This window comes from Parabacteroides sp. KHUB-02, assembly GCF_056640955.1.
This window is the reverse complement of sequence record NZ_JBWQEV010000001.1, coordinates 887,510-910,861: the sequence shown is the minus strand read 5'-3', so window position 1 is coordinate 910,861 and position 23,352 is coordinate 887,510. Positions and strand designations below refer to the sequence as shown.

Annotated in this window: 12 protein-coding genes and 1 pseudogene; 2 read left to right on the top strand and 11 right to left on the bottom strand. The window is 45.3% G+C overall.

Features of this window, described 5'->3' with window-relative positions; genetic code table 11:
- Positions 1-327: 327 nt before the first annotated feature.
- From ACYIA1_RS03995 to ACYIA1_RS03970, 6 genes are all read right to left on the bottom strand, one after another.
- Entirely contained in the window at positions 328-3,216 is a 2,889-nt protein-coding gene (locus ACYIA1_RS03995; RefSeq protein ID WP_480334458.1) for a glycoside hydrolase family 38 N-terminal domain-containing protein, read from the bottom strand.
- A gap of 1 nt (position 3,217) precedes the next feature.
- Positions 3,218-4,360 (bottom strand): MFS transporter, encoded by a 1,143-nt coding sequence (locus ACYIA1_RS03990; protein WP_122145321.1) that lies wholly within the window; start codon positions 4,358-4,360, stop codon positions 3,218-3,220.
- Positions 4,350-6,719 carry a GH92 family glycosyl hydrolase gene (locus ACYIA1_RS03985; RefSeq protein ID WP_005866410.1) on the bottom strand — a complete coding sequence of 790 codons (2,370 nt, stop codon included), beginning with the start codon at positions 6,717-6,719 and terminating at the stop codon, positions 4,350-4,352. Before ACYIA1_RS03985 ends, ACYIA1_RS03990 begins: the two co-directional genes overlap by 11 nt.
- Positions 6,716-7,819, bottom strand: coding sequence for an ROK family protein (locus ACYIA1_RS03980; RefSeq protein ID WP_413639482.1), 1,104 nt, complete (start codon positions 7,817-7,819; stop codon positions 6,716-6,718). The genes ACYIA1_RS03985 and ACYIA1_RS03980 overlap by 4 nt, the downstream gene beginning before the upstream one ends.
- A 146-nt stretch (positions 7,820-7,965) precedes the next feature.
- Positions 7,966-9,711: a class I mannose-6-phosphate isomerase gene (locus tag ACYIA1_RS03975; RefSeq protein ID WP_480334455.1), complete on the bottom strand. Its 1,746-nt coding sequence runs from the start codon at positions 9,709-9,711 to the stop codon at positions 7,966-7,968.
- A 32-nt stretch (positions 9,712-9,743) separates the two neighbouring features.
- The gene (locus ACYIA1_RS03970; RefSeq protein WP_122145319.1) at positions 9,744-11,045 is read right to left on the bottom strand and encodes a glucosidase family protein; all 1,302 of its coding nucleotides are present in this window, start codon (positions 11,043-11,045) and stop codon (positions 9,744-9,746) included.
- Between the two features lie 102 nt (positions 11,046-11,147).
- Between ACYIA1_RS03970 and ACYIA1_RS03965 the strand changes: the two genes are divergently transcribed.
- Both ACYIA1_RS03965 and ACYIA1_RS03960 read left to right on the top strand, forming a co-directional pair.
- On the top strand, positions 11,148-12,038 hold the full coding sequence (locus tag ACYIA1_RS03965; RefSeq protein ID WP_005866402.1) for an AraC family transcriptional regulator: 891 nt from the start codon (positions 11,148-11,150) through the stop codon (positions 12,036-12,038).
- Positions 12,039-12,125: 87 nt separating this feature from the next.
- Positions 12,126-13,472: a sodium/glutamate symporter gene (locus tag ACYIA1_RS03960; protein ID WP_005858025.1), complete on the top strand. Its 1,347-nt coding sequence runs from the start codon at positions 12,126-12,128 to the stop codon at positions 13,470-13,472.
- Here ACYIA1_RS03960 and ACYIA1_RS03955 read toward each other — a convergent pair.
- From ACYIA1_RS03955 to ACYIA1_RS03935, 5 genes and pseudogenes are all read right to left on the bottom strand, one after another.
- A complete protein-coding gene (locus tag ACYIA1_RS03955; RefSeq protein ID WP_480334452.1) occupies positions 13,459-15,825 on the bottom strand; it encodes an ABC transporter permease in 2,367 nt (788 codons plus the stop codon). The genes ACYIA1_RS03960 and ACYIA1_RS03955 overlap by 14 nt on opposite strands.
- Before the next feature lie 19 nt (positions 15,826-15,844).
- Positions 15,845-18,229, bottom strand: a complete 2,385-nt coding sequence (locus tag ACYIA1_RS03950; protein WP_480334450.1) for an ABC transporter permease — start codon at positions 18,227-18,229, stop codon at positions 15,845-15,847.
- Positions 18,230-18,311: 82 nt separating this feature from the next.
- Positions 18,312-18,395 (bottom strand): annotated as a pseudogene (locus tag ACYIA1_RS03945) (ABC transporter ATP-binding protein); the annotation flags it as partial.
- 199 nt (positions 18,396-18,594) lie between these two features.
- Positions 18,595-20,949 (bottom strand): ABC transporter permease, encoded by a 2,355-nt coding sequence (locus ACYIA1_RS03940; RefSeq protein ID WP_480334448.1) that lies wholly within the window; start codon positions 20,947-20,949, stop codon positions 18,595-18,597.
- A 25-nt stretch (positions 20,950-20,974) separates the two neighbouring features.
- On the bottom strand, positions 20,975-23,299 hold the full coding sequence (locus ACYIA1_RS03935) for an ABC transporter permease (protein ID WP_480334446.1): 2,325 nt from the start codon (positions 23,297-23,299) through the stop codon (positions 20,975-20,977).
- Between the last annotated feature and the right edge of the window lie 53 nt (positions 23,300-23,352).

The window sequence follows — 23,352 nt, the reverse complement described above, 5'->3', positions numbered from 1 at the left end:
GGCTTCTATGAAAAAAACAGATAATATATTCAGAGACTGGATAATATGAAAAAACTTAGCCCCCCTTTATAAATAAAAGAAGAACCACATTATCTACAATCTTTCTACCAAGAAAGCGCCATGGACTTATTCCCACAAAGCTTGAAATCCAATAAGGAATTATCCGAAACAGAGTCTCTCATAACACTCTCCACCCATCACTCTAACACAAACAAGTCTTCTGCTTAGAATAATACCGATTTATTTGGGATTAAATCCTATCAAAACATTCAATATACAAACATAAGACAAACTGGATAAGGGCGGGCAAACCCCGCCCCTACCATGCTACCAAGATAATTTTATAAACTTATTCTCCCACGGAGCGAAACTCAACGGATTCCCCGAAACTGGGTCTCCTACGACATCACAAACCGTAGTTTTCACAAAATTAATTTTATCTGAAGTTACGGAGAAAGTAGCTGGCTTCCCGCCTATCTCACGCAATTGAAGCATAACAGCATTCTCGCCTTCCACAGGCCTCATGTTTACCAACAACAAATTCTCCGGTACGATCTTGAAAATGGAAGCCGATTGGAGAGGCTCCACCTTTTTATCTCCGGCAGGCAAAACACGGGTCAAGAACGGAATCCGGTTTTCCCAAGCGAACTTAGTCGCATACTCAATAGAGTTGTCTTTCGAAGAGTTGATGAAGTAACTCCATTGCATCTCTCCCATTTGGTCCGCATTGAAATTGGTTACCCAATAGTTGTTCATCGGCCATGAATACATATTCGTGGACTGAGGTACGGCTCCGGCCTTATACCGCCCCGTATTGATCGCCCCAAATTGCATTAATGGTATTTCTTGGCTACCCATCACGACTTGCGACTCTGCGTTACGAGCCGTAGCGAAGTTTTGCACCGTGTACCAATCGTTAGAGGAACCCGGGATTTGGTCTACACCCGCCTCGATCGATCCACCGGGTACATCCAAATGGATCTTTCCACCTTCAACCTCAAACGGGAAAGCGATATAAACCGCTTCCGGATCTGTTACCGCTTTTTTACGCAAGCGATAAACTACCTCGATTTTCTTTGTTACGTTAAATACACGGAATTCCACCATCAAATTATTCGGCTCACGTCCCGCTACTGTCTCTCCCCGGAAACGATATGTATCCCAAACATCGCCTTTCTCATATTTCTCGAAACGCATCTTCTCGGGACGACGGCGGAGGAATTGGGGAGCACGATATTGTTCCATCGGATGACGGCTATCGATAATCTCATAAATAAACTCTCCCATCTCCCATTCCGCATCCGGCGTAACCAATTGTTTGTTCAAATCCTTATCATATAATTTACGAATCGTACCTTTACGGGTATTGAAGTCGATGGCATACCAAGGATTCTCCACATGTGTCTCTTTTAATTCCGTTGCGCCCTGTATTTCCGGACGTGGCGCATCCTTTACTTTTATATAATACTGCGCATATCCCAAGGCCGGGACATCTTTCACGTAAAAGCTCCAATAGGTACCGTCGGAACGGCTTTCGCCAGCTTGTGCGGGAATTACGTTGCCAGCCGCATCCACGATCTCGAAAGCCTTGTCTTTCGGAAGAATCTGATGATCGACATAAGCTTTAGCGATACCGCTATAACTCCAGTTGAGCGTATTGAATACAGCGATAGACGGAACGTCGCTTTTAGGCACGAATGATTGTAATATACCCATAGTAGCCTCTCCCAGCAAACCGGAATGGCGATAGGCTTCCCACGCATACGATTGTTTCAAGGAGCGTTGTTCCCAAGTTTCCAGTCCATAAGCGTTACGTACGCTCTCGCTATGCCCGAAAGTATGCTCATCATAGAACAAAAGAGCTTTGTTGATGTCCTGAATCCGATCATTGATGTCTTTCGGCAATTGAGCGCCTAGCATTTTAGCAAATGACAATCCGGCTTGATTCGCGATAATATCCGAATGAGTCACACGAGATATGGCGGCTTCACGGGCACCGGAAGCGAAACCATCCGTCCACCAATCCGGCCAAGCTCCACGAATAGTCTGAATATGATCCGCATATTGGCTCTCTACCGTCTTAAAAAACTCACTGGCTACCGCCGTGCGTAATTTCGGCCATTCATACTTCTCATTCCATTTCTGTAACATCTCGCAACTTTTAGTCGAAGGGGGCGCATTATCCGTAAGATATCCCGAATGCTGCACCGCTAATATATCATACGGATAATTTTTCGCTTCCATTTCACCTAAATAAGTTAAAACACGCTCCTCAAACTGGTCAAAGTTATCTGTATGAATCCCGAAAAAATTACCATAGTGATAATGCTCCGCACGATAAGTCAAGACCTTCTTCCCAGAAGGTGATTCCCACCAAAACACCGTAGGTTTATCAAAGCAGATCAACGCTCGATGACCATGGGTTCCCATATTCACATATTTCACGCCGGCATCTGCGAAATACTCGCTGAAACACCAACCGATACCATTCACGTCGTCTTGCATAGCTACCTCGGCACGCATCCCATTTTCCCTGAATTGCTTGATCGGATAAAGAGAAGCGGCAAGTGTCTGCTCATCCGGTAATTCGTCAAAATTCAAGAACATCGTAGCTAATTCAATACGGCCCTCTTTTACCCGTTGCTTCAGGCGAGCGATCTGTTCCACAGGACGACATTTCAAATATTCGCTAACCGCCCAAGCGATCTCGCAAGTCCAACGGAACTTAGCGAAATCCGGATAATTATCCGTAGCGTCACAATAATCCAACGCATAATCAATGTATCGAAGCTGTTCTGCCAAGATTTCCATTTGGGAACGGGTATAACCGATATCCGTATGGGTGTGTTGCACCATATTCATCTGCCAATGTCGAACCGGTTTTACGGTCACCGTAGTTTCCTCTTTCTCTTTCCCACTTGTCAACGTCAACGGTAATTGGCGAGTCGTGCTAACCTCGGGTATCTCGATTCGGAATACATTATCCCCGGACACCAGTTTCTCTTTATGGCTTTGCTCGCCTAAATGGATCGTCACTGTAGAAGGTTCTCCTTCATGTTTTACGGAGATCTCGACCTTTTGGGTCAGTCCGTTTTTCGATTTATAAACCGCCGGTAATACACGGCTCTTGACATCCGATAATCCCGGAGACGCATGAACCGACAATGTCCCGATCAACAAAGCCAATCCTGCTGATAAATAAGTTCTTTTTTTCATCTTATCGTGTTTTTATTGATATAAGTCCTATATACAACATACATATTAATAATAGCATCAAGCCGGCTACCTGTCCGAACATATCGGCTATGCCTCCCATACAAGGCGTAATCAAAGCGCCTCCTGATACACCCATAATCATCAAGGCCGAGACCTCGTTCGATTGCTCCGGCCGATGTTCCAACGCAAAAGAGAACAGGATCGAAAACACATTCGAGCAAGCCAAGCCAACCAGTACGATCATAACGCCCATGCCCCACAAGCTATCCGAGATAAGCAATCCTACGAAAGCAAGGATAGCGATAAGCATGCTTCCCCTTAAGAAGGGTCGTGACGAGATCCTCGCCAGCAATATAGCCCCCAGGAAAGAACCTCCGGTACGAGCGGCGAAATAAAGGCTACTCCCTAATCCAGCCTCTTGCAACGGCATGGATAACTTTTCCATCAATAGCTTAGGGATCGTCGTATTCAGACCGACATCGATCCCGACAATACACAGAATCCCCAAGAAAAGCATCCGTATCCTAGCATCTTTACATAAAGCTAACGTAGAGGCGAACGAGGCTTCTTGCCCCTCTCCTTCCTCTTTACCCGGAATAGTCGTTATCAACCAGATGATAGATGACAAGGTAGTCACCGAATAGACAATGAATATCAACTTCCAATCTCCCCAGAAAGAAGAAGCTATACCTGCAATAATCGGCCCTAAGAAGGAAGATACCGCCTTAATAAACTGCCCTAAAGTAAGCACGCTCGTTACTTTATCCGGATTTACCACCCGCGCTACCATCGGATTCAAGGACACTTGCAAGATCGTATTTCCAATTCCCAGCAAAGCGAACGCAAACAAGATACAAGCAAAGTCATAGAAGAATAGAGGTATCAGCATCGCCAAGGTTGTGATAGCCAAGGCTACGACCACCGTATTCCTACGCCCGTGCCGTCCCATCCAGATACCGGTAGGGACAGAGAACAGGGCGAACCAAAGAAAGACCATCATGGGCAATAGGTTCGCCAACGTATCGGACAAACCAAAGTCCATCTTCACATAATTCGTGGCAATTCCCACGACATCCACGAATCCCATCACGAAAAAGCCGAAAAGGATCGGGAATATAGCGGAGTTCGTACTTTTAGTTCTCATATCGATCTTTTGGTTGGTTACCCATTTCTAAAACCAAATGTCCACCTTGAACAATCTCCGAGAAAGGAATACGAGTATCCGTCAATGGTTTCCCGTTTAAGTCCATGGATTGCACGTAATCATTTTGCTTACTATTATTACGAGTCTCGATCACGAATTCCTTCCCTTTATAATAGCGGTCATTCAGCCGGATCGTAATCTTATCGAACAAAGGACTACCCAAAGCGAAAGAAGGCGCTTGATCCGTCAAGCCTTTCATATCGAATAAGCCTAAGGAAGAGATCACGTACCAAGCCCCGAGCTGGCCTTGATCCTCATCTTGTCCGTAGCCATAACCGTGGATGCCATCCGTACCATAGAACTCATTCAAGATCGCCCGCACCCATTTTTGCGTAAGCGAGGGACGACCGGCCTCGTTGAACATCCAAGAGATGTGCAAACAAGGTTGATTTCCTTGGTTATACAAGGTTTGCAAACCGGCGAAAGCCCCTACTTCCGTGCCTCCGCTAAAGATTAATTTACGAGACACCGTGAAGATGCTATCCAACCGATGGTTAAACACGTCCGCACCTACTTTTGCGACCAAGCCTTTCGCGTCGTGCGGTACATAGAATGTATATTGCCAAGCGTTACCTTCTTGGAATCCGCGCCATACTTGCATCGGATTGAAGTCCTCGATAAACGTACCATCCTTCTTTTTAGGACGGACAAAATTACAGGAAGGGTCATAGATACGCTCCCAGCCTTTCGATAAGTCCATCAAACGGTTATAATCGTCCGTCTTACCCAGTTGCTTCGCCCATTGGGCCACGGCCCACGCACTATAAGCATATTCCAAGGTATGGGAAGCGGAAAACATGAAAGCCTCGTCCGGCCCGTCCCCTTTATCCAAATGAGGTACATAACCATATTCCACGAAATAACGGGTATCGATCTTTCCCGCGCCCAACGGACGATTCTCCCCATCCAACTCATTCTTCAAGCAAGCCTCATAAGCCGTATTCACATCGAAATCCCGGATGCCACATTGATAAGCGCCAGCGATAATCGTACTTAATAAATTCGTACCAACCCCGGAGACATAACGGCTATTAGCGATTCCATCCGCCAGCCAGCCGGCGTCCTTGTACACCAACAAATGGCTACTTATATAATCCGAATAATATTCCGGATAGGCCAAAGCCCAAACCTGTGTCAGATTCCATTGCGCTCCCCAAGCGGCATCGGTATTGTATAAGTTATGTACCGGTTTCCCGTCTTTCAAAGGGATTTGTCCTACCGAGCCATCATTTCTCGGATAAGCGCCATTCACATCGCTAGCTAACCCACGCCCCAATAAAGCGTGATACAAACCAGTATAGAATTTCACCTTATCCTCTCGCGCTGGAGTCTCTACCCGGATACGTCCCAAATATTCTTCCCATGTTTGGCGAGATATTTCCCTTGCCTCGTCAAACGTAAGGGTAGCGGCCTCAGTCTCCCTATTTAACCGGGCATTCTCCACGGATGTATAGGAAAGACCTACTTTAGCGGTTACCGACTCTTGATCTTGGGTACGGAATGTCAGATAAAGTCCGGCCCCCACGCCCGTCGCTTTCCGTTCATCCGGACGGATATCCGCTCCGTTGAAAGCGCCAAATCCAACGGGAACCTTGTCCAGCACCGCCGAGAAATACAAAGGAACCGATGCCCCGGGTTGATATTTCCTCACATATTCAGGCTCGGTAATCACCCAGCCCTCGATATGCCCGTCTTCCGTAAAAGTAATTTCAGCATCCCGTACAGCTCCGCTCTCTCCTTGACGGTTTCCTATATCGAACAAGATATGGCTATCCTCCCCGGCCGGAAATGTATAACGCTGAATAGCGACACGAGGGGTAGCGGTAAGCTCCGCACAAATCGAGTAATCTTTTAGGAGAACGGAATAATAACCGGCGGTAGCGATCTCGTCCGTACGGTCAAAACGGGAACGGTATCCTATACCTGTCGAGTCGTCTACCGCCCCGGGAATTGTTTTCAATGGACCCGTCGTAGGCATCAGTACAATTCCACCGATCTGAAACTCATGCAAGCAGGGGAAACCCTCGATCGATTGATCCCGATAATCGTAACCGGTCGCCTCCCAACCGGATTTATTCCCGATATGCCCGTTCGTAGAAGGAGCCGACTTGGCCATACCGAAAGGCATCGCTCCCGGGGTAAAATGAAACCAACGGCAATGCGCCGTACCGATCCGAGGTTCTACATATTGGCTAAGCTCTTCTTGCTGAACTTTCTTGCCTTGTGTCACACAGGATGTGAAGAAAGCACACGCAAACATCAGGAACCATACAGGTCCTATACTATATTTTTGTCTCATATTCCTTTAGATAGATGGTTTAACGCAAAAACATAAGCTCCCATAGCGATCGAGCGATTAGCACCTTGTTTACTTACGGTCACCCCTATCCGTTTACAAGGATCATACCCTACCTTGCGATTGGTACCCGGAATGGGTACCTCGACAGCTCCTCCTTTAGCGAAATCAGCGAAACTCTCCGCATCCTCCAAAAGATAAGCTTTCATTTGCAATCGGCCGAAACGACTTCCATCCATCATACCGGTAGATGAGTTCAATTCTTTCAACAAAGCAGGGAGAATATATTTAGAAGCCCCCGATAGTCCACCACCGATCACGATGATGCCATCGATTAAAGTAATGGCAGACGCCAACGCATCCCCCGCTAGCTCCCCTAATTCGGAGAAAGCCGTAATAGCAGCCTCCCGGTTACCCGGGCAAATACCCTCGGCAATCTCAAAGATCTCTTTCGGAGTATGCACTCCCGTATCACCGGATCGTTCCGCATATACTCGCATGACCGCACGTATGCTGACACTCTCCTCTACGATATACTCCGGATATTTCTTATTCCGAAAACACCAGATATCTCCTCCTGCCGCATTATCTCCCAATAGAAGCTCTTGATTAATGACAACCCCGGCACCAAAACCGGTACCCAAGGTGACTCCCAGCAGGTTCTTATATTGCTTCATGCTTCCTGCCTCCCGCAAACGGAGGTTTATATCCGGAAGGGCTCCGGTTAACGCTTCTCCATATGCGAATAAATTCCCATCGTTATTGATAAATACCGGTATCCCGAATATATCTTCCAGAAACGGGCCTAACGCTACTCCACCCCGGAAAGAGGGGAAGTTGGGTAAATCGCCTATGATACCGGCTTGATAGTCTGCCGGACCGGGAAAAGCGAAACTGATAGCGACCGGAGTTTCCGGCAAGCCTGCCTGAATTGCCTTAAAACCCTCTACCAAATTGCCTAAACACTTATCTAAACAATCCGCGCATGCCGGAAGAACTACCGGATCGGCTATCTCTTTTCCTCCTTGGATGGCAGAGAAAACAAAATTCGTTCCTCCCGCATCCAATGTCATTACTATTCTATTGTCATTTGTATACATCATATATTCCTTTTCTTTATTTACCCATGTTCCGCCAGTGCCACCGTGGTGGCACAGCCGTGCCATAGGGTTGGCATTGGCGTGCCATCGCAGTGGCACTACCGTGCCATCAAGGGTGGCACAGTTGTGCGATGCCTATGGCACGGTGATTATTGCCTAAATCGTACGTAAGCTTTTATAGTACCACAGTATTTACCTACGGACGATCCATACGGGCGGATCGTATATTCACCCACGCAAGCCGGAATGATAAAAGTCTCCGCGTAATGAACGATGAATGGTTCAAAAGCGTTTGTCGGACTCTCCACGATCAACTCATCTCCCTTGATTACATTCAGCACTTGCACCCCTCCATTCGTATTGTGAGGCACGATATCCGTGAACCAATGACGGCGGGTCTCGATGAACTCGTTCTCATGCAAGCCGGTCCGCTCCTCCCGCCAACCGTCTCCCTCGGCGATCATCTCCACTTGGTTGATCAAGTTATGACGGACAAACTCCGTTTGCCGCTCCCATTGGATCACTTTCGAGCCGTGGCCGATATTAATCGGTCGAGGCAGTCCGTCCAATCCCAAGCGGCCCCAGTCCCAAAGCTTAAAGGTAAAGATACTTGGGGTAGCGCTAATCTCCAGCACCATGGCACCGGCTCCCGAACAATGGACCGTTCCGGCGGGGATCAGATAATGATCATGGCGTTTGGCAGGCCATTTGTTGACATATTTCTCCGTATCGAAAGGCTTTCCGGTCTGTTGGGAGTCGTTTAGGGCAGCGATCATCTCGTCCGGGTTGACACCGGTTTTCAATCCCAGATAAACGGTAGCGTCCTCCTCGGCATCCAGCAGGTAGTAGCTCTCGTCCTGCGTATAATAAATCCCGAACGTATCCCGGATATATTGGGTGACCGGATGCACTTGCAAACTTAAATTACCTCCTCCCATCGTATCCAAGAAGTCGAAACGGATCGGGAAATCTTGTCCGAAACGAGCCTCGACCGGCCCGCCCAGCAAGTCTCTCGTCTTATAGAATACCAAGTCATTGGAAGGGATCTCAAACAGCTCTCCGGCAACTTTCAGGTATAAACTATTTTCCTCGGGCACGCAATCAAAACACCAGCCAAAGTTATCTTGCTTTTTATCCAGATCACAGACCTCTTTCATCCATTGGCCGCCCCAAGGAGCCGGATCGAAGAAAGGTACTACCCGGAACGGAGTATGCGCCGTTTTCGCCAACCCTTCTTTCAAGGTCTCCCCGGAAATCATCTTAGGTGTTCCGACGATATGGGTATCCAACCAATAATCGACCTTGGGAAGGACTTTCTTCTTCAGATTATCGCAAATAATCCAATCAATAAAATATCCTCGCTTATAATGGTACGACGGGGCTTCCTCTCGGTTTTCCACACCTAGCCCGTTCACCTCTTTTCTACGGGAACGCATCTGGATCTCCCAACGAGCCATATCCGCATAGATCAATTTATCCGGAGCGAGAACGATCTCGGCGGCGGCATGGCCATAAACGATTGTCCAGCCTTTTCCATCACGCAAGGACTCCTGGCAGGCGTTCACCTTCTCCTCATCCAAGAAATCCGTATAAGAGAAATGAGCCCGGCGGCCAAACAACCGGTCATCCGTCAGATAAGGATAGGTCATCGCCTCTATATCTTCTGCCGATTTAAATAGATCTCGCGTATTGATAAAACGATCGGGCGCGAGCGCTTGCAGTTCACGCATCAACTCCTCGTGATGAACCCCTTGGTAGCATTCCACCACCCAAACTTGTGATCCATTCGTTTCCGCATGTATCTCCGCCAATCGCTTCCGTATCGATTCCCAGCCTTTCCACAAGGTACCGTCTACAACGGTGGCCGGCATTTTATCATAATTACTTTTTCTCATCTCTTTTGATATTTAATATTGCACGCTTGTATTTAACTCTTATTTTTCTCTGCCCAATCCCTTAATAATTCAATCGCCTTAGATAACACTCCGGCCGACCCCTTGAAATTACCAGAGCCACTGGGGACACCGCCTTTGCCATACCATTCGTAGAATCCGTCATTTTGGATCACACGCTCGATCATCGGATGAATCTCCGCATAAGCCTCCTCAACCATTCCATTAACGACAAGCTGCTGGATCATCCGACCGCCAAACCAAGTCCAATCCCCGCCATTCTGATACAGATAAGCCTTTGACATTCCTCCATGGAAAAAACCATCCGGATACACGGGATATAAGGTAAGACCAATGCTTGGCATACCCGACAGGCGAACATTCTCAAGCATCTGGGCATTTACGGTACGTATCTCATCTTCCGACAACAAGCCGGCCTCTATAGCGATAGCCGTCCCACCATGATAATGAATGGCAAGTTCATCAAAACCTTCCGGAATCGGAGATTTCTCCGGATAAATATGAGGAATGAACTTCTGGCGCTTCTCGTCCCATAAATGAGTCCGTACGTTCTTGGCGATTCCCTCCCGTAAACTTCTCCAACGGGGAGCTTGCGGGGAATCGGGAGCCATCTCCAATAAATAATCTAAAGCGATAAGAAACATAGCGTTATCATATACGTCAATGGCCGGATCGGATAGCTCATTCATGTCACATCCGAAATCATCGTTCGGCTGCACGTCTCCCCAGTCCGCCGTCATCGCCCCGTATAGCAATCCATATTCCTTATTATATCGTTCTCGCATCAAGTAATCTACCATCAAGTTCATTCGCTCCAAGACGGTCTTTCCGGCCACCACCTCATCCAGAATACCCCGGTCACCCGTCTTACGAATGTATTTACCTACGATCTGAATCAAGGAAGACTCTTGGTCCGTCTCTACCGTATTCTTAAAAGCGACATGTTTCGGGGCGGCATTCGAATAATAAGGCGTATCATCATACCATGTAAAATCTTCTTTCAGCACATAACCATCGATCATCTCATCATTCGGCTGTTGAAGAGCGAAAAACAATAAGATAGCTTCCCGCAGTTCGTGTGGATCACTCTCCTCGCAAGCGATCTCTATAAACGTATTCATATCACGAGCCCATATCTGGGAATAACCGCTGCCCGCATTAAAACCATTGCGGATGGTAGCACGAGCCATACTATCGACCTTCAACAAATTCGTATCAGACAATATCTGATTGGCCAATCGCTGTCTATCGGTTAATCCCGTACAAGACAAAAAAGATACAAATACAAAAGAAACTACAACTAGAATTTTATTCATGGCATTATGTTATGATTTATGTCGGCAAAATTATTTCAATAATCCAGAAAGGAATACTACATTTGTTCCGATTTACTTGTACAATCTTATGATTTATAGATCATGGTCAAGATAAAAGAAGGATTTAAGGGAGAACGGCTCGTTTCTTTACCCGAGGAACTATTGGCAAGCTACCGGAGGGAACCGCTCATCAATAATTTATATGTACGCAAGATCGGTTTCTTCCCACGTGTTAAATATCATTTTCTCCAAAAAGAACATGGCTGTGACTACGCCATGCTTATTTATTGTACGGAGGGAAAAGGATGGTATCGTATCCTCGGTAAACAATATACCGTGGAGAAATACCAATATATCATCATCCCTCCCGGTATCCCCTACTCATTCGGGGCAGACGAGGGAGATCCATGGACTATTTACTGGTTACACTTCCAAGGGAAGCTTCGCGATCAATTCCTGCCGTCGCATCCGGTTCCGGTCACTATTTCGCCGAATGAATATTCCCGTTTACAAGATCGGTTACGGCTGTTTGAGGAGATATATAGCAGTTTCTCCATGGGATATATTAAAGAATATATGATTTATTCCTCCATGTGCCTTTACAATTTTCTGGCCTCTTTCATCTATCTGGAGCAATTCCGCCATATCATGATTCCCTCGCAAAAAGAATATCCGTTCACGGCACGGGTTATTCATTATATGCGTGAGAACATCCAGCAGAATCTTACCTTGAAGGAATTAGCGTCTTATTTCAAATATTCCCCTTCTCACTTCTCGGCTCTCTTCTTTGGCGAGACCGGGGTCTCGCCCATGAATTACTTCATACGCTTGAAAATACAGAAGGCTTGTGAATATATCGAGCTAACGAATATGAAGTTGAATGAGATCGCCACGCATCTGGGATTCGAGGATGCCGCCTACTTCTCGCGTACGTTTACGAAAGTTATGGGTTGCTCTCCTTCCGTTTATCGTAAAAAGGAGATGGAGATATAGAATTCGTTTGGATTTCTAGTATTTCTCATGAGAATAAAATATATTTGTACAATAGATATTTAAACGAACATAAAGTAAGTAGTTACTATGATAGACCTAACACAGTTCACCCCTTGGACTCTCTTTACGGATCTTGGATTCATTTCGATACTTCTATTGGTTGGCAAATTCATACGAGTCAAGGTAAAACTGATACAACAATTATTCATCCCACCCAGCTTGATCGCAGGCTTGCTAGGACTGGCGTTCGGACCTAATGGACTGGGGTGGATTCCGCTTTCCAATGACTTAGGTACTTATGCGGCTATCCTTATCGCCTTGGTGTTCGGCGCGTTGCCTTTATCTTCCCCGAACGTCTCCATGAAAGAAGTAGCGAAACGAGTCGGGCCGATGTGGGCGTACGCTCAGGTGGGTATGTTATTGCAATGGGCATTGGTAGGCCTTTTCGGATTGTACGTGATCAAACTGATCTGGCCGGACCTGAATGACGCTTTCGGCATTATGTTGCCGACAGGCTTTTATGGCGGACACGGCACGGCCGCTGCTATCGGGTCTGCGTTCGAGGGATTGGGCTGGGACGAGGCTCGCAGTTTAGGCATGACAACCGCTACCGTGGGGGTTATTTGCTCGATCATCGGAGGTTTACTGATGGTCAAATGGGCGGCCAAGCATAAACAAACCGCTTTTATCTCGGATTTCGACGATCTCCCGGATGAGTTGAGAAGCGGGTTGCTGCCGGAGGATAAGCGGGATTCCATCGGAGAGGCTACGACTTCCTCCATATCCATCGATACGCTGACTTTCCATGTGGCCTTGGTGTTTGTCGTGGCTTTTTTGGGATATATGGTTAGCCAAACCGTAAAGGTGTATTATCCGGTATTGGAGTTACCTGTTTTCAGTTGTGCCTTTATCATTGGATTAGTATTAAAGAAATTCTTCGACGCAACAACCATATCCAGATATATCTGTCCGCAGACGACCCAGAGGCTGAGCAGTTCCTTCACGGATATGCTGGTAGCTTGCGGTGTAGCGTCTATCAAGCTAGGGGTGATCGTAAAATATGCCTTGCCGCTTATCGTACTCATCATAGCGGGCGTGGCGATCGTCTGGTGCATAACATTCTTCTTAGGAAGAAGATTAGCCAAGACCTTTTGGTTCGAGCGCATGATTTTCGCTTGGGGATGGTGGACCGGCACGATGGCCATGGGCATCGCCTTGCTGCGGATCGTCGATCCGAAACTTTCCAGCAAAGCGATGGATGATTACGCGATGGCTTACCTGCCTATCGCTCCCATAGAGATCTTATTGATCACCTTCGTCCCCATCCTTTTCGTCAACGGATTGGGAGTTTGGTTGCTATTAGCCTGCTTGGTCCTTTCCCTACTGATCTTGCTACTGGCGTGGAAGATGGGATGGTGGATTACTCGCTCTTGATACTATTTACCGGGTTCTCGTTCGCCGCTTTCCAGTTCTGGAAGCTTACGGTCAATAATGTGATTACGGTTACGATCAATAAGGCGATTAAGAATACCCACCAATGAAGCGGAGTCTTATAAGCGAAGCCCTCGAGCCACATCTTCACGCCCTGCCAAGCGACCGGCGCCGCTATCACGAAGCAAATACCTACAATCCTCAGATAGGCCTTATTAAACATCAGCAGGATCTCTCCTACCGTAGCTCCATGTACCTTGCGGATACCTATTTCCTTACGGCGGTATTGAGTCTCGAACACCACTAAGCCAAATACCCCGACCAAAGAGATAATAATCGCCAGTAAACTAAAGACCGTAACCAGATCGCGCAGGTTCTCCTCTTTCCGGTAAAGATGATTAAAGATCTCATCATAGAACTCGATATTGAACGGATAGGAAGGGTCTAATTCTCTCATCGTCTCCTGGATGTGTCCTACTACGGCATGAATGTCCGATCCGGCTTTCAAGCGGATATAAGAGATTGGCAAAGAATAACCAAAGTTTCCGACCAAGAAAGCGATATTATCCTCTCCACCACGAAGCGAGGTGAATTTCACATCGTCGGAGAAACCGATAAGATGACCGGGAGAATAGCTATCGAACGCGTCACCCACTTGCATATCCAACCCCTCCATGGCCGTACGATTGAATATATAAGACACATGATCCGAAAGTTCGTCCGCCTTTGAGAAATCTCTCCCTTCTATAACCGGAATCCCCATCACCCGCAAGAAATTGGAAGATGCTATAATTATGAAATACTGAAAGTCCTTACCCTTATAATTACCGCCATTCGTGTTATACCCGTCCTTAGAGCCCACTTTCTCCATAGCGAAAGCTACATCCTCGATCCCCGGATTCTCTTTCAAGCGATTCACATATGTATCGTGATGCTTATTGTACATTGTCTCATTCAGCTCCACGATAGCTACCTGATCCTTATCGAATCCTAAAGAGAAATTCCGCATATAACTATTCTGGATTTGTACAAAGCAAGCCCCGATAATCAACACGATCGAAACAACGAACTGGACACAAATCAATGTCGTACGTAACTTACGCCCGGAAGGAGATAACCCGAAGCTGCCCTTCAGCACCAAGGCCGGAGGAAAAGAAGTTATATAATAAGCAGGATAAATACCCGCCAGCCAACCGATAACTAACGCTACGATGCCACACAAGAAAACGATCGGAAGATTTGAGACCAAACTCAAATCAGCCTCGATAAAAGGTAGCGCTTCCGCCCAATCCAATCCCCAAACGATAACGAGACTTACCAGCCATGCTATAAAACTAATAAGGGCTGCCTCTATCAATAAAGATCTGCGCAACAAAGTATCCGAACTACCCAATACCTTCTGCGTATTGATACTTTTGATTCGCAACGGAGTCAGAGAAGTGCTAAAGTTCGTGAAGTTAATAGCCGCGACAATGACGATCAGAAGAGCTATACCGAACAATAAGGCCGTGACTTCCTTGTTTCCGCTCCGGAATGTACCACCGTCTTGCGTCTCATTCATATAATAAATATCAGTCAGCGGAACGAGCCGGATCTGTTCTCCTTCATGGTAAATCTTCTTGAAATCAAAATGACGGTTGAAATTATCGGCAACCTCATCTGCCATGGCAGGATTATCAAGCAATAAATAACAAACCCAGTTACTTGAGCTAAAATTATTGATATTATAATCCGGATCGATCGCCGTATAGACCACGTTCCGAAGCTGCGTGTTCTCCGGGAAATCCTTATAAACCGCGCCAATCGTAAAGAGCTTAGCCGATTTAGTCCAGATATTTTCTTCCGCTCGCAACGTCTTACCAACCGCAGAGATATCTTCCCCAAACAACTTGTCAGCCAAGCTTCGGGGTACCATTACTTTCTCGGGATCTTTCAAGCAATCGATATCGCCTTCCACGATCGGGAACGCAAATATCTTCGGTAAACTAGCGTGGCAGGTTGTCACGATTTCCTTAAACCCAAACGGTTGCCCGTTTCTATCCACCGAGAGATAAACACCATTCTGGCCAAAAGAAGGAGTCAACAATGTACCCGCCTCTATATGCGGGGAAGATTGGATGACAGCCTCCACAAAGGCACGGGGTAATATTGTCCCGAAAGTACCCGGAATGGTCAAGTCCACCCTAAAAATCCGCCCGGACGTAGGATGGCAACGGTCAAAAGTCCGCTCAAAATTAATCTGTATCAAAATCACGATAAAAGCGGCGAAAGCAACCGCAAGACCGGCTACGTTCAATGCGGTCGCCATTTTAAACCGCCTCAACACACTTAGAAAGTTTCGAATAATCGTTTTCATTTTATTATAGTTTCATTTATTATTCCGTTTTAATGCTATCCACTGGATTCGCGTTCGCCGCACGCCAGTTTTGGAAAGTTACCGTAAACATCGTTATTAAGGAGACAATTAATAGAGCGAACGCAAATATCCACCAATAAATAGGAGTTTTATAAGCAAAACCCTCTAACCATTTCCGTACGCCATAATAAGCCAAAGGAGCCGCTATGATAAAGCAAACGCAGACAATACGGAAATAAATCTCATTGAACATAATCAAGATCTCATGAACCGTGGCCCCGAATACCTTACGAATACCGATCTCTTTCCGGCGATACTGGGTCTCGAATATAACGAGGCCGAATATACCGACAATAGAGATAATCACAGCCAACAGGCTAAACAATAAAATCATCGTACTTAAATTCCGTTCTTGATGATATAAATGATCGAAAATCTCATCATAAAATTCTACCTCACAAGGATATGTGGGATCTAAGTGGGCTACTGTCTTACGGATATGATCCACCACGCCCATGATATCGCTTCCCGCTTTCACACGAATAAAAGAATAAAGCATCAAACGAGGTTCATTAATAACAAAACCTAATTCGGAGACGCTTTGTCGCAAGGAAGTAAATTTAACATCATCTACAAATCCGATGACGGAACCATCGGCCGATTCCTCCTCAAGCCATGGAATCCGCATGATATCATTCGGTTCCATGTTCCATTTATCCCGCATTTGTCTATTGAATACATAACTATAGTTGTTACCTCTCTCATCAGACTCGGTAGGCATCCGCCCCCCAATCAATGGAATACCCATTACTTTGAAGAAATTCCAAGAAACAGAAAGAGAAGTGAAATTAACACTCTGCTCTTTATATACACCTCCCCACGTACGATAGCTATCCTCCGATCCAAACTTCTGGGAACAGAACGCCACATCCTCTATTCCCGGATATTCTTTCAATCCACCCACGTAGCTATCCTTATGGTCATGCATAATATTCCGGTTCAGCTCGACAACTACTACCTGATCTTTGTCGAAACCCAAAGAATATTTTTGCATAAACCTATTTTGTTGACGAACGAACATGGCTGATATAATCAATACGATAGAAACGATAAACTGAAAACCGATCAATGCCGTACGCAACTTCTTCCCAGAGGAAGAAAGCCCGAAAGAGCCTTTCAATACTAATGCCGGAGGGAAAGAAGTCATATATAAAGATGGATAGATCCCCGCAATAAGACCTATTATAACAGATAATACAGCTAAGCCACCTACTAAACCGGGGTAAGCAGTCAATGTCGTATCCGCTTGCACAAAATACAGCCATCCCATATGTCCTAATCCCCAAACGATAAACAAAGAACAAAGGAAAGCAAGCAAACTAATACCCACGGCTTCAAATAACAGGGAAGCACGTAATATGCCAGCAGAACTCCCCAGAACTTTTTGCGTGTTGATACTCTTGATGCGCAAAGGCGCCAAAGAGGTACTAAAATTCGTGAAGTTGATACCCGCCACAATAATCACCAGAAAAGCGATCAGCATCAGTAACCGGGCTTTCTCCGCGCTACCGCTTTTCACTAAACTTCCGCTGGAATCCTCGTTCATATAATAAATATCGGTTAGGGGGACCAGCTCGGCATGTATATCTTTCGCCATATCCCCATATTGCTTCGAATAGTCAAAATGGACATCAAAATTCCCAGCCACTTCTTTCGGGGAAGCAGAAGGATCTAGCATCACGTAACAGAAATAGTTACTACTTATCCAATTCGTCAGCGCGTAATCCGGAGACATCTCCGTATAAATCACGTTCTTCAACTGTGTGTTTTCCGGGAAATCCTTATAAACACCTCCTACGACCAAATATTTCACGCCCGGTTTTGTCCAGATCCCACCATCGGGAACGATCTGCTTTCCAATTGCCGATTCCTTTCCAAATAACCGGTGAGCCATACTTTCCGGTATCAAGGCTTTTTCCGGTTCCGACAAGCAAGAAGATTCTCCTTCACGCATCGTAAACTGGAACATCTGGGTAATCTCCGGATGGCAAGTTATGATCGTCTCCTTGAAACCTTGCTTTCCCTCTTTTCTTGTAACAGTCACATACATCTCTCCTATATACGGATTGATTAACGTACCGGCCTCAATATGCGGGGAAGAGTGGATAAACGACTCTATCAACGGGCGGCAATGGATCATGCTTGCTCCATCCGGGAAAGAAAGTCCCATCCGATAAATCCGGGTCGAGTTCGGATGACAACGATCGAAGTTATGCTCAAAGCTTACTTGCACCATGATAATTAAAAACGCGGCGAAAGCGACCGCTAATCCCGCTACATTCAAAAAGGTAGCCACCTTGAAACGTATTAATACATTGATGAAATTGCGTATGATTGTTTTCATAACTTGCTCTATTTTATTGATACTAAAATCGACCCAAAAAGAGTATTCCTTAAATAAGATGGCTGATATTCATTCGTTTCAAGATATTCAAAGAAACCTTGTTCAACGCAATTGTCTCAACCTCTTCCGTACGGAAAAACTTACTTAAACCTTCGATCTTAATCATGGCTGTATTTGTTTTAATTTATTATACTCAAATCCATCTAATAATATTCAAATAACGTGCCAAACTACACATCAAACTAATATTCAATAAATTAATTCTCAATTCATAAAACAGAAGTGTCCAATAATTGGACACCATTGTACAATTATTGGACACATACTTTTCTATGAAAGCAGCAATATGATTCTACAAAAATCTTCTATTCATTCTTAATACTATGTACTGGATTCTCATTCGCCGCACGCCAGTTCTGGAAAGTGACAGTCAATATCGTGATAACTGCTATGATAGCAAAAGCGATCAAATACACCCACCAATACATAGGAGTCTTATAAGCGAAATTCTCAAGCCATCGATGTACCACATAACCGGCGATAGGCGCCCCCAAAACAAAACAAACACATAAGATTCGTATGTATGTCTTGTTAAACATCACGATAATCTCCTCGGTAGTAGAGCCTAATACCTTACGGATACCGATCTCTTTCTTCCGGTACTCACTATCGAATACGACCAAACCGAATACCCCTACCACCGAGATAAAGATCGCGATTAAACTAAATAAGGTAATCAATGAACTGAGGCTTCTCTCTTTCTCATAAAGTCCGTTCAATACCTCATCGAAGAAACGGACATTAAACGGGTATTCCGGATCAAATGATTGAAGCGTAGTCTTGACATGTTGCATAGCCCCCCGTAAGTCAGAGCCGGCTTTTACCTTTATATAAGCGTAATTAGGTTGGTTTCCCCAATTATTAGTACCCCATACAAAAAAGGCCATAGGCGTTACCTCCGTACGGAAAGAGGCGAATTTAACATCCGGCATAAAACCGACAATCTCCATACTATCTATTAAAGATCCTATCTCCAGCCCATATTCTGTCCGGGCACGTTCGTTAAAGACAAACGTGCCATAACGTTTCGCCTTATCTTCCTCCCGGAAATCACGACCTTCCGATATTTTCACATTCATCACCTTCAAAAAAGAAGATTCAACCGGTAGACATTGGAATTGTATATCCTTATCCCGGTATTTACGTCCCCATCCCATGTATTGGTCCTGACTAGAAAGGAGCATCTCCGCATATGTAACCTCTTCGATACCGGAGAAAGATTTCACTTGGCTGGCGAAAGCATCCCGACTTTTCCGGATGTTGTTATTCATATTCGTAATAATTATCTCATCCTTATCATAACCGAGAGGGGTGTTTTGCATATAATAATTCTGCAAATACATGAATGTAGCACCAATAATTAATCCGAAAGAAGCTACATACTGCACTCCTATCAATGCATTTCGTAATTGACGTCCCTTCGGAGACAAGCCAAAACTACCTTTCAACACTAAAGCCGGTGGGAAAGAAGTCATATAATATGCTGGATATACACCGGCAAGAAGCCCGGTAGCTATTGAGATAAAAGCTGTAGCCAAAACCAATCCGATATGCATTGATAACGAAATATCGGCATTTATCAATGAGGCTATTTCCGTCTTCCCCGCGATATAAACTAATAGCAGTCCTAACAAATAAGAGATTATACTTATTAACACCGCTTCTAAAATCAAAGCAAAACGGATCACAGATTCTTTTCCCCCTAATACTTTTTGTGTATTAATACTCTTAATACGCATCGGGGTAAGTGCCGTACTGAAATTCGTGAAATTAATTCCGGCGATTATCACGATCACGATAGCTATGGCAAATAATATCATCAAAGTTTGCCTGCTGGCTTTCGGGGTCTGGTCATATTTTACATCAGTCGTATAATGAACATCAGGCAACGGATTAATACGGAAAGTCATTCCAGATCCCCCCCATGAGAAACTATTATCCTTTATTAGAGCAGGATCAAAATGTGCCTTGAAATTTTCAAATAACCCCTCGACATTCTTCGGATTGTCCAAACGGATATAGAAAATATAATTCCAGTTTCCCCAGCTTTGGGCGTTTTCCTTCGGGTCCATCTTTTGATAAATACAATTCCGTATAGATGAATTCCGTGGATAATCCTTATACACTCCACCTACCGTTAGATGATCTCCATTCTCAAACTTCAATTGCTTGCCTACAGCCGATTGATTCCCAAAAAACTTCTGAGCCATGCTCTGCGGCAACAAAACAACGTTTGGCTCCTGTAACGCCTCCGGATTTCCTTCCTGAAATTTAAAGTCAAATACCTTCGTGAATTCAGGATAAACATTTATACATTGTTCCTTAAAAGTATTCCGTACACCATTCTCTTCTACAGAGAAAAACAAGTCCCCTCCCCAAGGATTCGCCAAGGTCCCAGCTACGATATGAGGCGAGGATTGGATAAAAGCATCGGCCAGCGGACGGCAAATAACTGCCTGCCCACCATCCTCAAACATAGCTTCTACCCGAAATATAGATTCCGTATCCGTATATCCTCGGTCAAAATTCTGATCATACTCGACTTGCATCATAATCAAGATGAAAGCAGAAAAAGCCACAGATAGTCCTAATACATTTAAAAGTGTCGCCATCTTGAAACGGCACAATACACTCAAGAGATTCCTCAAAATAGTTTTCATACGTAATTTTATATTACCTGTTATATTATTCGTTCTTAATGCTACGGACCGGATTCTCATTGGCGATATTCCAAGATTTCAGGATCACGCATCCCCAAATGATCGCTAGAACCAGTAGAGCCGTAGATATGAAAATAAAAACAGTCAGCGGTATCTTATCCGCGAATTGCCTCAACCAGCTCTCTCCCACGACTCGTGAGGCTATCACTCCTAAAAGGATAGCCGGAAAAGCCGTGATCAAAACATCCTTAGATAAAAGACGTAAAATATTCGGGGCCGTCGCTCCATTCACCTTGCGAATCGCTATCTCCTTGCTCCTACGGTGCATCTCGTCCGTAATATATCCTAATAATCCCATTAAGGTTATCAGCAAGATAGCGATCGAGGCAACAAAGACGCCGTCACGGAAATGACGGGTTCCCTCATACTGAGACTCTATGATCGTTTTCAGCACCGTAAAACCGACATCCTCATTCGGGAATAGTTCCGCAATCCGATCATTCATTTCCCGCAAATATTCCGGAGTTAACTCGGAGACACGAACCGTAAAGTTACAATAACTCATCCGGTCACTACCAAACATGATGACCGGTAACTGGGGAGTGAAGAAGGAAGTCACCATGAAATCGCAGGTGACACCCACTATTTTTCCCTTTAAATTACCCTCATCATCATAAATATATTTACCGATCGCACCATCCGTCCACCCACGCTTACTCACGAATGACTCATTCACTAAGATATCCCCGTCACCTTTTAGTGGTTGCCCCTCAAGCAAGGGGATTTTCATCAGAGAGAGATAATCGGCGTTATAGTTTACCTGTCGGGCCGTGAACAGCCAGTTTTTCTCATTATCCAGAATAGGGAAACCACCATAACCACTTAGAATGTCCATTGACGAAAGCCCCGTAGCCGTGACATAAGGTAACTTCTTGAACTCGGCGGTAAGTTTGGCCGTTTCCGGATCATCCATATTATTCAAGGGGGCATACACTATATTTTCCGGATCATATCCTAAATCATTATTCATTAGCCGATCATATTGCAATAACACGATCACCAATAATGTAATGACAAACGCAATTCCCCCAAACTGGATAAAGAGCAAACTCCGCTTCCATCCCTGCTTACCCGAAGTAGATACCCGGAATACTTGGGTAACCGGGATAACGCTGAACAAACGGGCCGGTAGCAAGGCGGACAAAATGAATATAGCCAAGATCATGATCGCAGGAAGCCATATAGTCTGCGCATTCAATAAAGTGCCCCAAGTAGGAACAGCCGCCATATCCGCTACATATTCCCGGAAAGCGAATAAAAGCAATGCCATACATACAAGAGCCACTACAAATAAAGCCGCCGTCTCAAACAAGAACATATTGAAAATGTCCTTGCTGGAAGCTCCATTACATTTGTGTACTCCTACGGATCTCGCCCGGATCGGCAGAGAAGATACCGAGTTCAAGATATAATTCATCGCCGCCACGAATAACAAAGCGAAAGCCAGTACGCTCATGATCACCACCATCCGCTTCACCTCGGTACTTTGCGTATATATCTCCGAGACCGGCTTGATATAAAGCTCCATATCAAAACCTTGTTTCCTCTCTCTTTCTACATCTATATATTTAGGCAATAAAGCCGGTATTTTCTGATTGATTTGTTCCGGGAACACACCCGGTTTCAGGCGGATATAGCCCAGATAACTATCGTCGGCACCCCAACCGGCATAGGCACCGAACTGGGTTTTCATATTAATGAAAGAAGCGACAGCGTCAAAACGTAAATGACTATTTTCCGGTATGTCACGGAATATCCCGGCCACCGTATAAGGATAGTTTTTTCCGTACAGCAGTTGTTTCCCGATCGGATCTTCCTTGCCAAATATACGTTCAGCCATTTTTTCCGATAAGAAAACTTGATCTTCGATTCCCAACAAACGGTCATCCCCTCTTAGCACCTTGATTCCCATCGTACGGAAAAAGAGGGAATCCGCCATCATCAAACGGGGCTTGAACCGATCCTCACCATGATACAATACGGCTCCGTATCTTCTCCGGCAAACCGTCGCATACTGTATCTCGGGGAACTCTTGCCGCAAAGCCTCCGGGATCGGGGCAAATAGGATACGAGACCCATCTTCCTCTCCCGTTTTATCATCATTGTATCGCACATGCAAGCTATACAAATCTTCCACTTGGTCAAAGAATGTATCGAAGCTCAATTCAAAAGCGACCCTAGCGAACAGGATCAATCCCACTCCAAGTCCTAGTGTCAAGGACAGAACCTTGATCACATTTCCCCCTCGGCCTCGAAGTAAATAACGGATTGTATAATATAGCTGTCTCATCGATTTGTATTTAAGTTAAATTGAAAGCTAACCGACCTTCACAGGCCAATTAG

Excerpts from the sequence above, each read along its gene's own strand:
- ACYIA1_RS03940 (WP_480334448.1), bottom strand. The coding sequence starts at position 20,949 with ATGAAAACTATTTTGAGGAATCTCTTGAGTGTATTGTGCCGTTTCAAG.
- ACYIA1_RS03960 (WP_005858025.1), top strand. The coding sequence starts at position 12,126 with ATGATAGACCTAACACAGTTCACCCCTTGGACTCTCTTTACGGATCTT.
- ACYIA1_RS03980 (WP_413639482.1), bottom strand. The coding sequence starts at position 7,819 with ATGATGTATACAAATGACAATAGAATAGTAATGACATTGGATGCGGGA.
- ACYIA1_RS03955 (WP_480334452.1), bottom strand. The coding sequence starts at position 15,825 with ATGAAAACGATTATTCGAAACTTTCTAAGTGTGTTGAGGCGGTTTAAA.
- ACYIA1_RS03965 (WP_005866402.1), top strand. The coding sequence starts at position 11,148 with ATGGTCAAGATAAAAGAAGGATTTAAGGGAGAACGGCTCGTTTCTTTA.
- ACYIA1_RS03975 (WP_480334455.1), bottom strand. The coding sequence starts at position 9,711 with ATGAGAAAAAGTAATTATGATAAAATGCCGGCCACCGTTGTAGACGGT.
- ACYIA1_RS03995 (WP_480334458.1), bottom strand. The coding sequence starts at position 3,216 with ATGAAAAAAAGAACTTATTTATCAGCAGGATTGGCTTTGTTGATCGGG.
- ACYIA1_RS03935 (WP_480334446.1), bottom strand. The coding sequence starts at position 23,299 with ATGAGACAGCTATATTATACAATCCGTTATTTACTTCGAGGCCGAGGG.
- ACYIA1_RS03950 (WP_480334450.1), bottom strand. The coding sequence starts at position 18,229 with ATGAAAACAATCATACGCAATTTCATCAATGTATTAATACGTTTCAAG.
- ACYIA1_RS03985 (WP_005866410.1), bottom strand. The coding sequence starts at position 6,719 with ATGAGACAAAAATATAGTATAGGACCTGTATGGTTCCTGATGTTTGCG.
- ACYIA1_RS03970 (WP_122145319.1), bottom strand. The coding sequence starts at position 11,045 with ATGAATAAAATTCTAGTTGTAGTTTCTTTTGTATTTGTATCTTTTTTG.
- ACYIA1_RS03990 (WP_122145321.1), bottom strand. The coding sequence starts at position 4,360 with ATGAGAACTAAAAGTACGAACTCCGCTATATTCCCGATCCTTTTCGGC.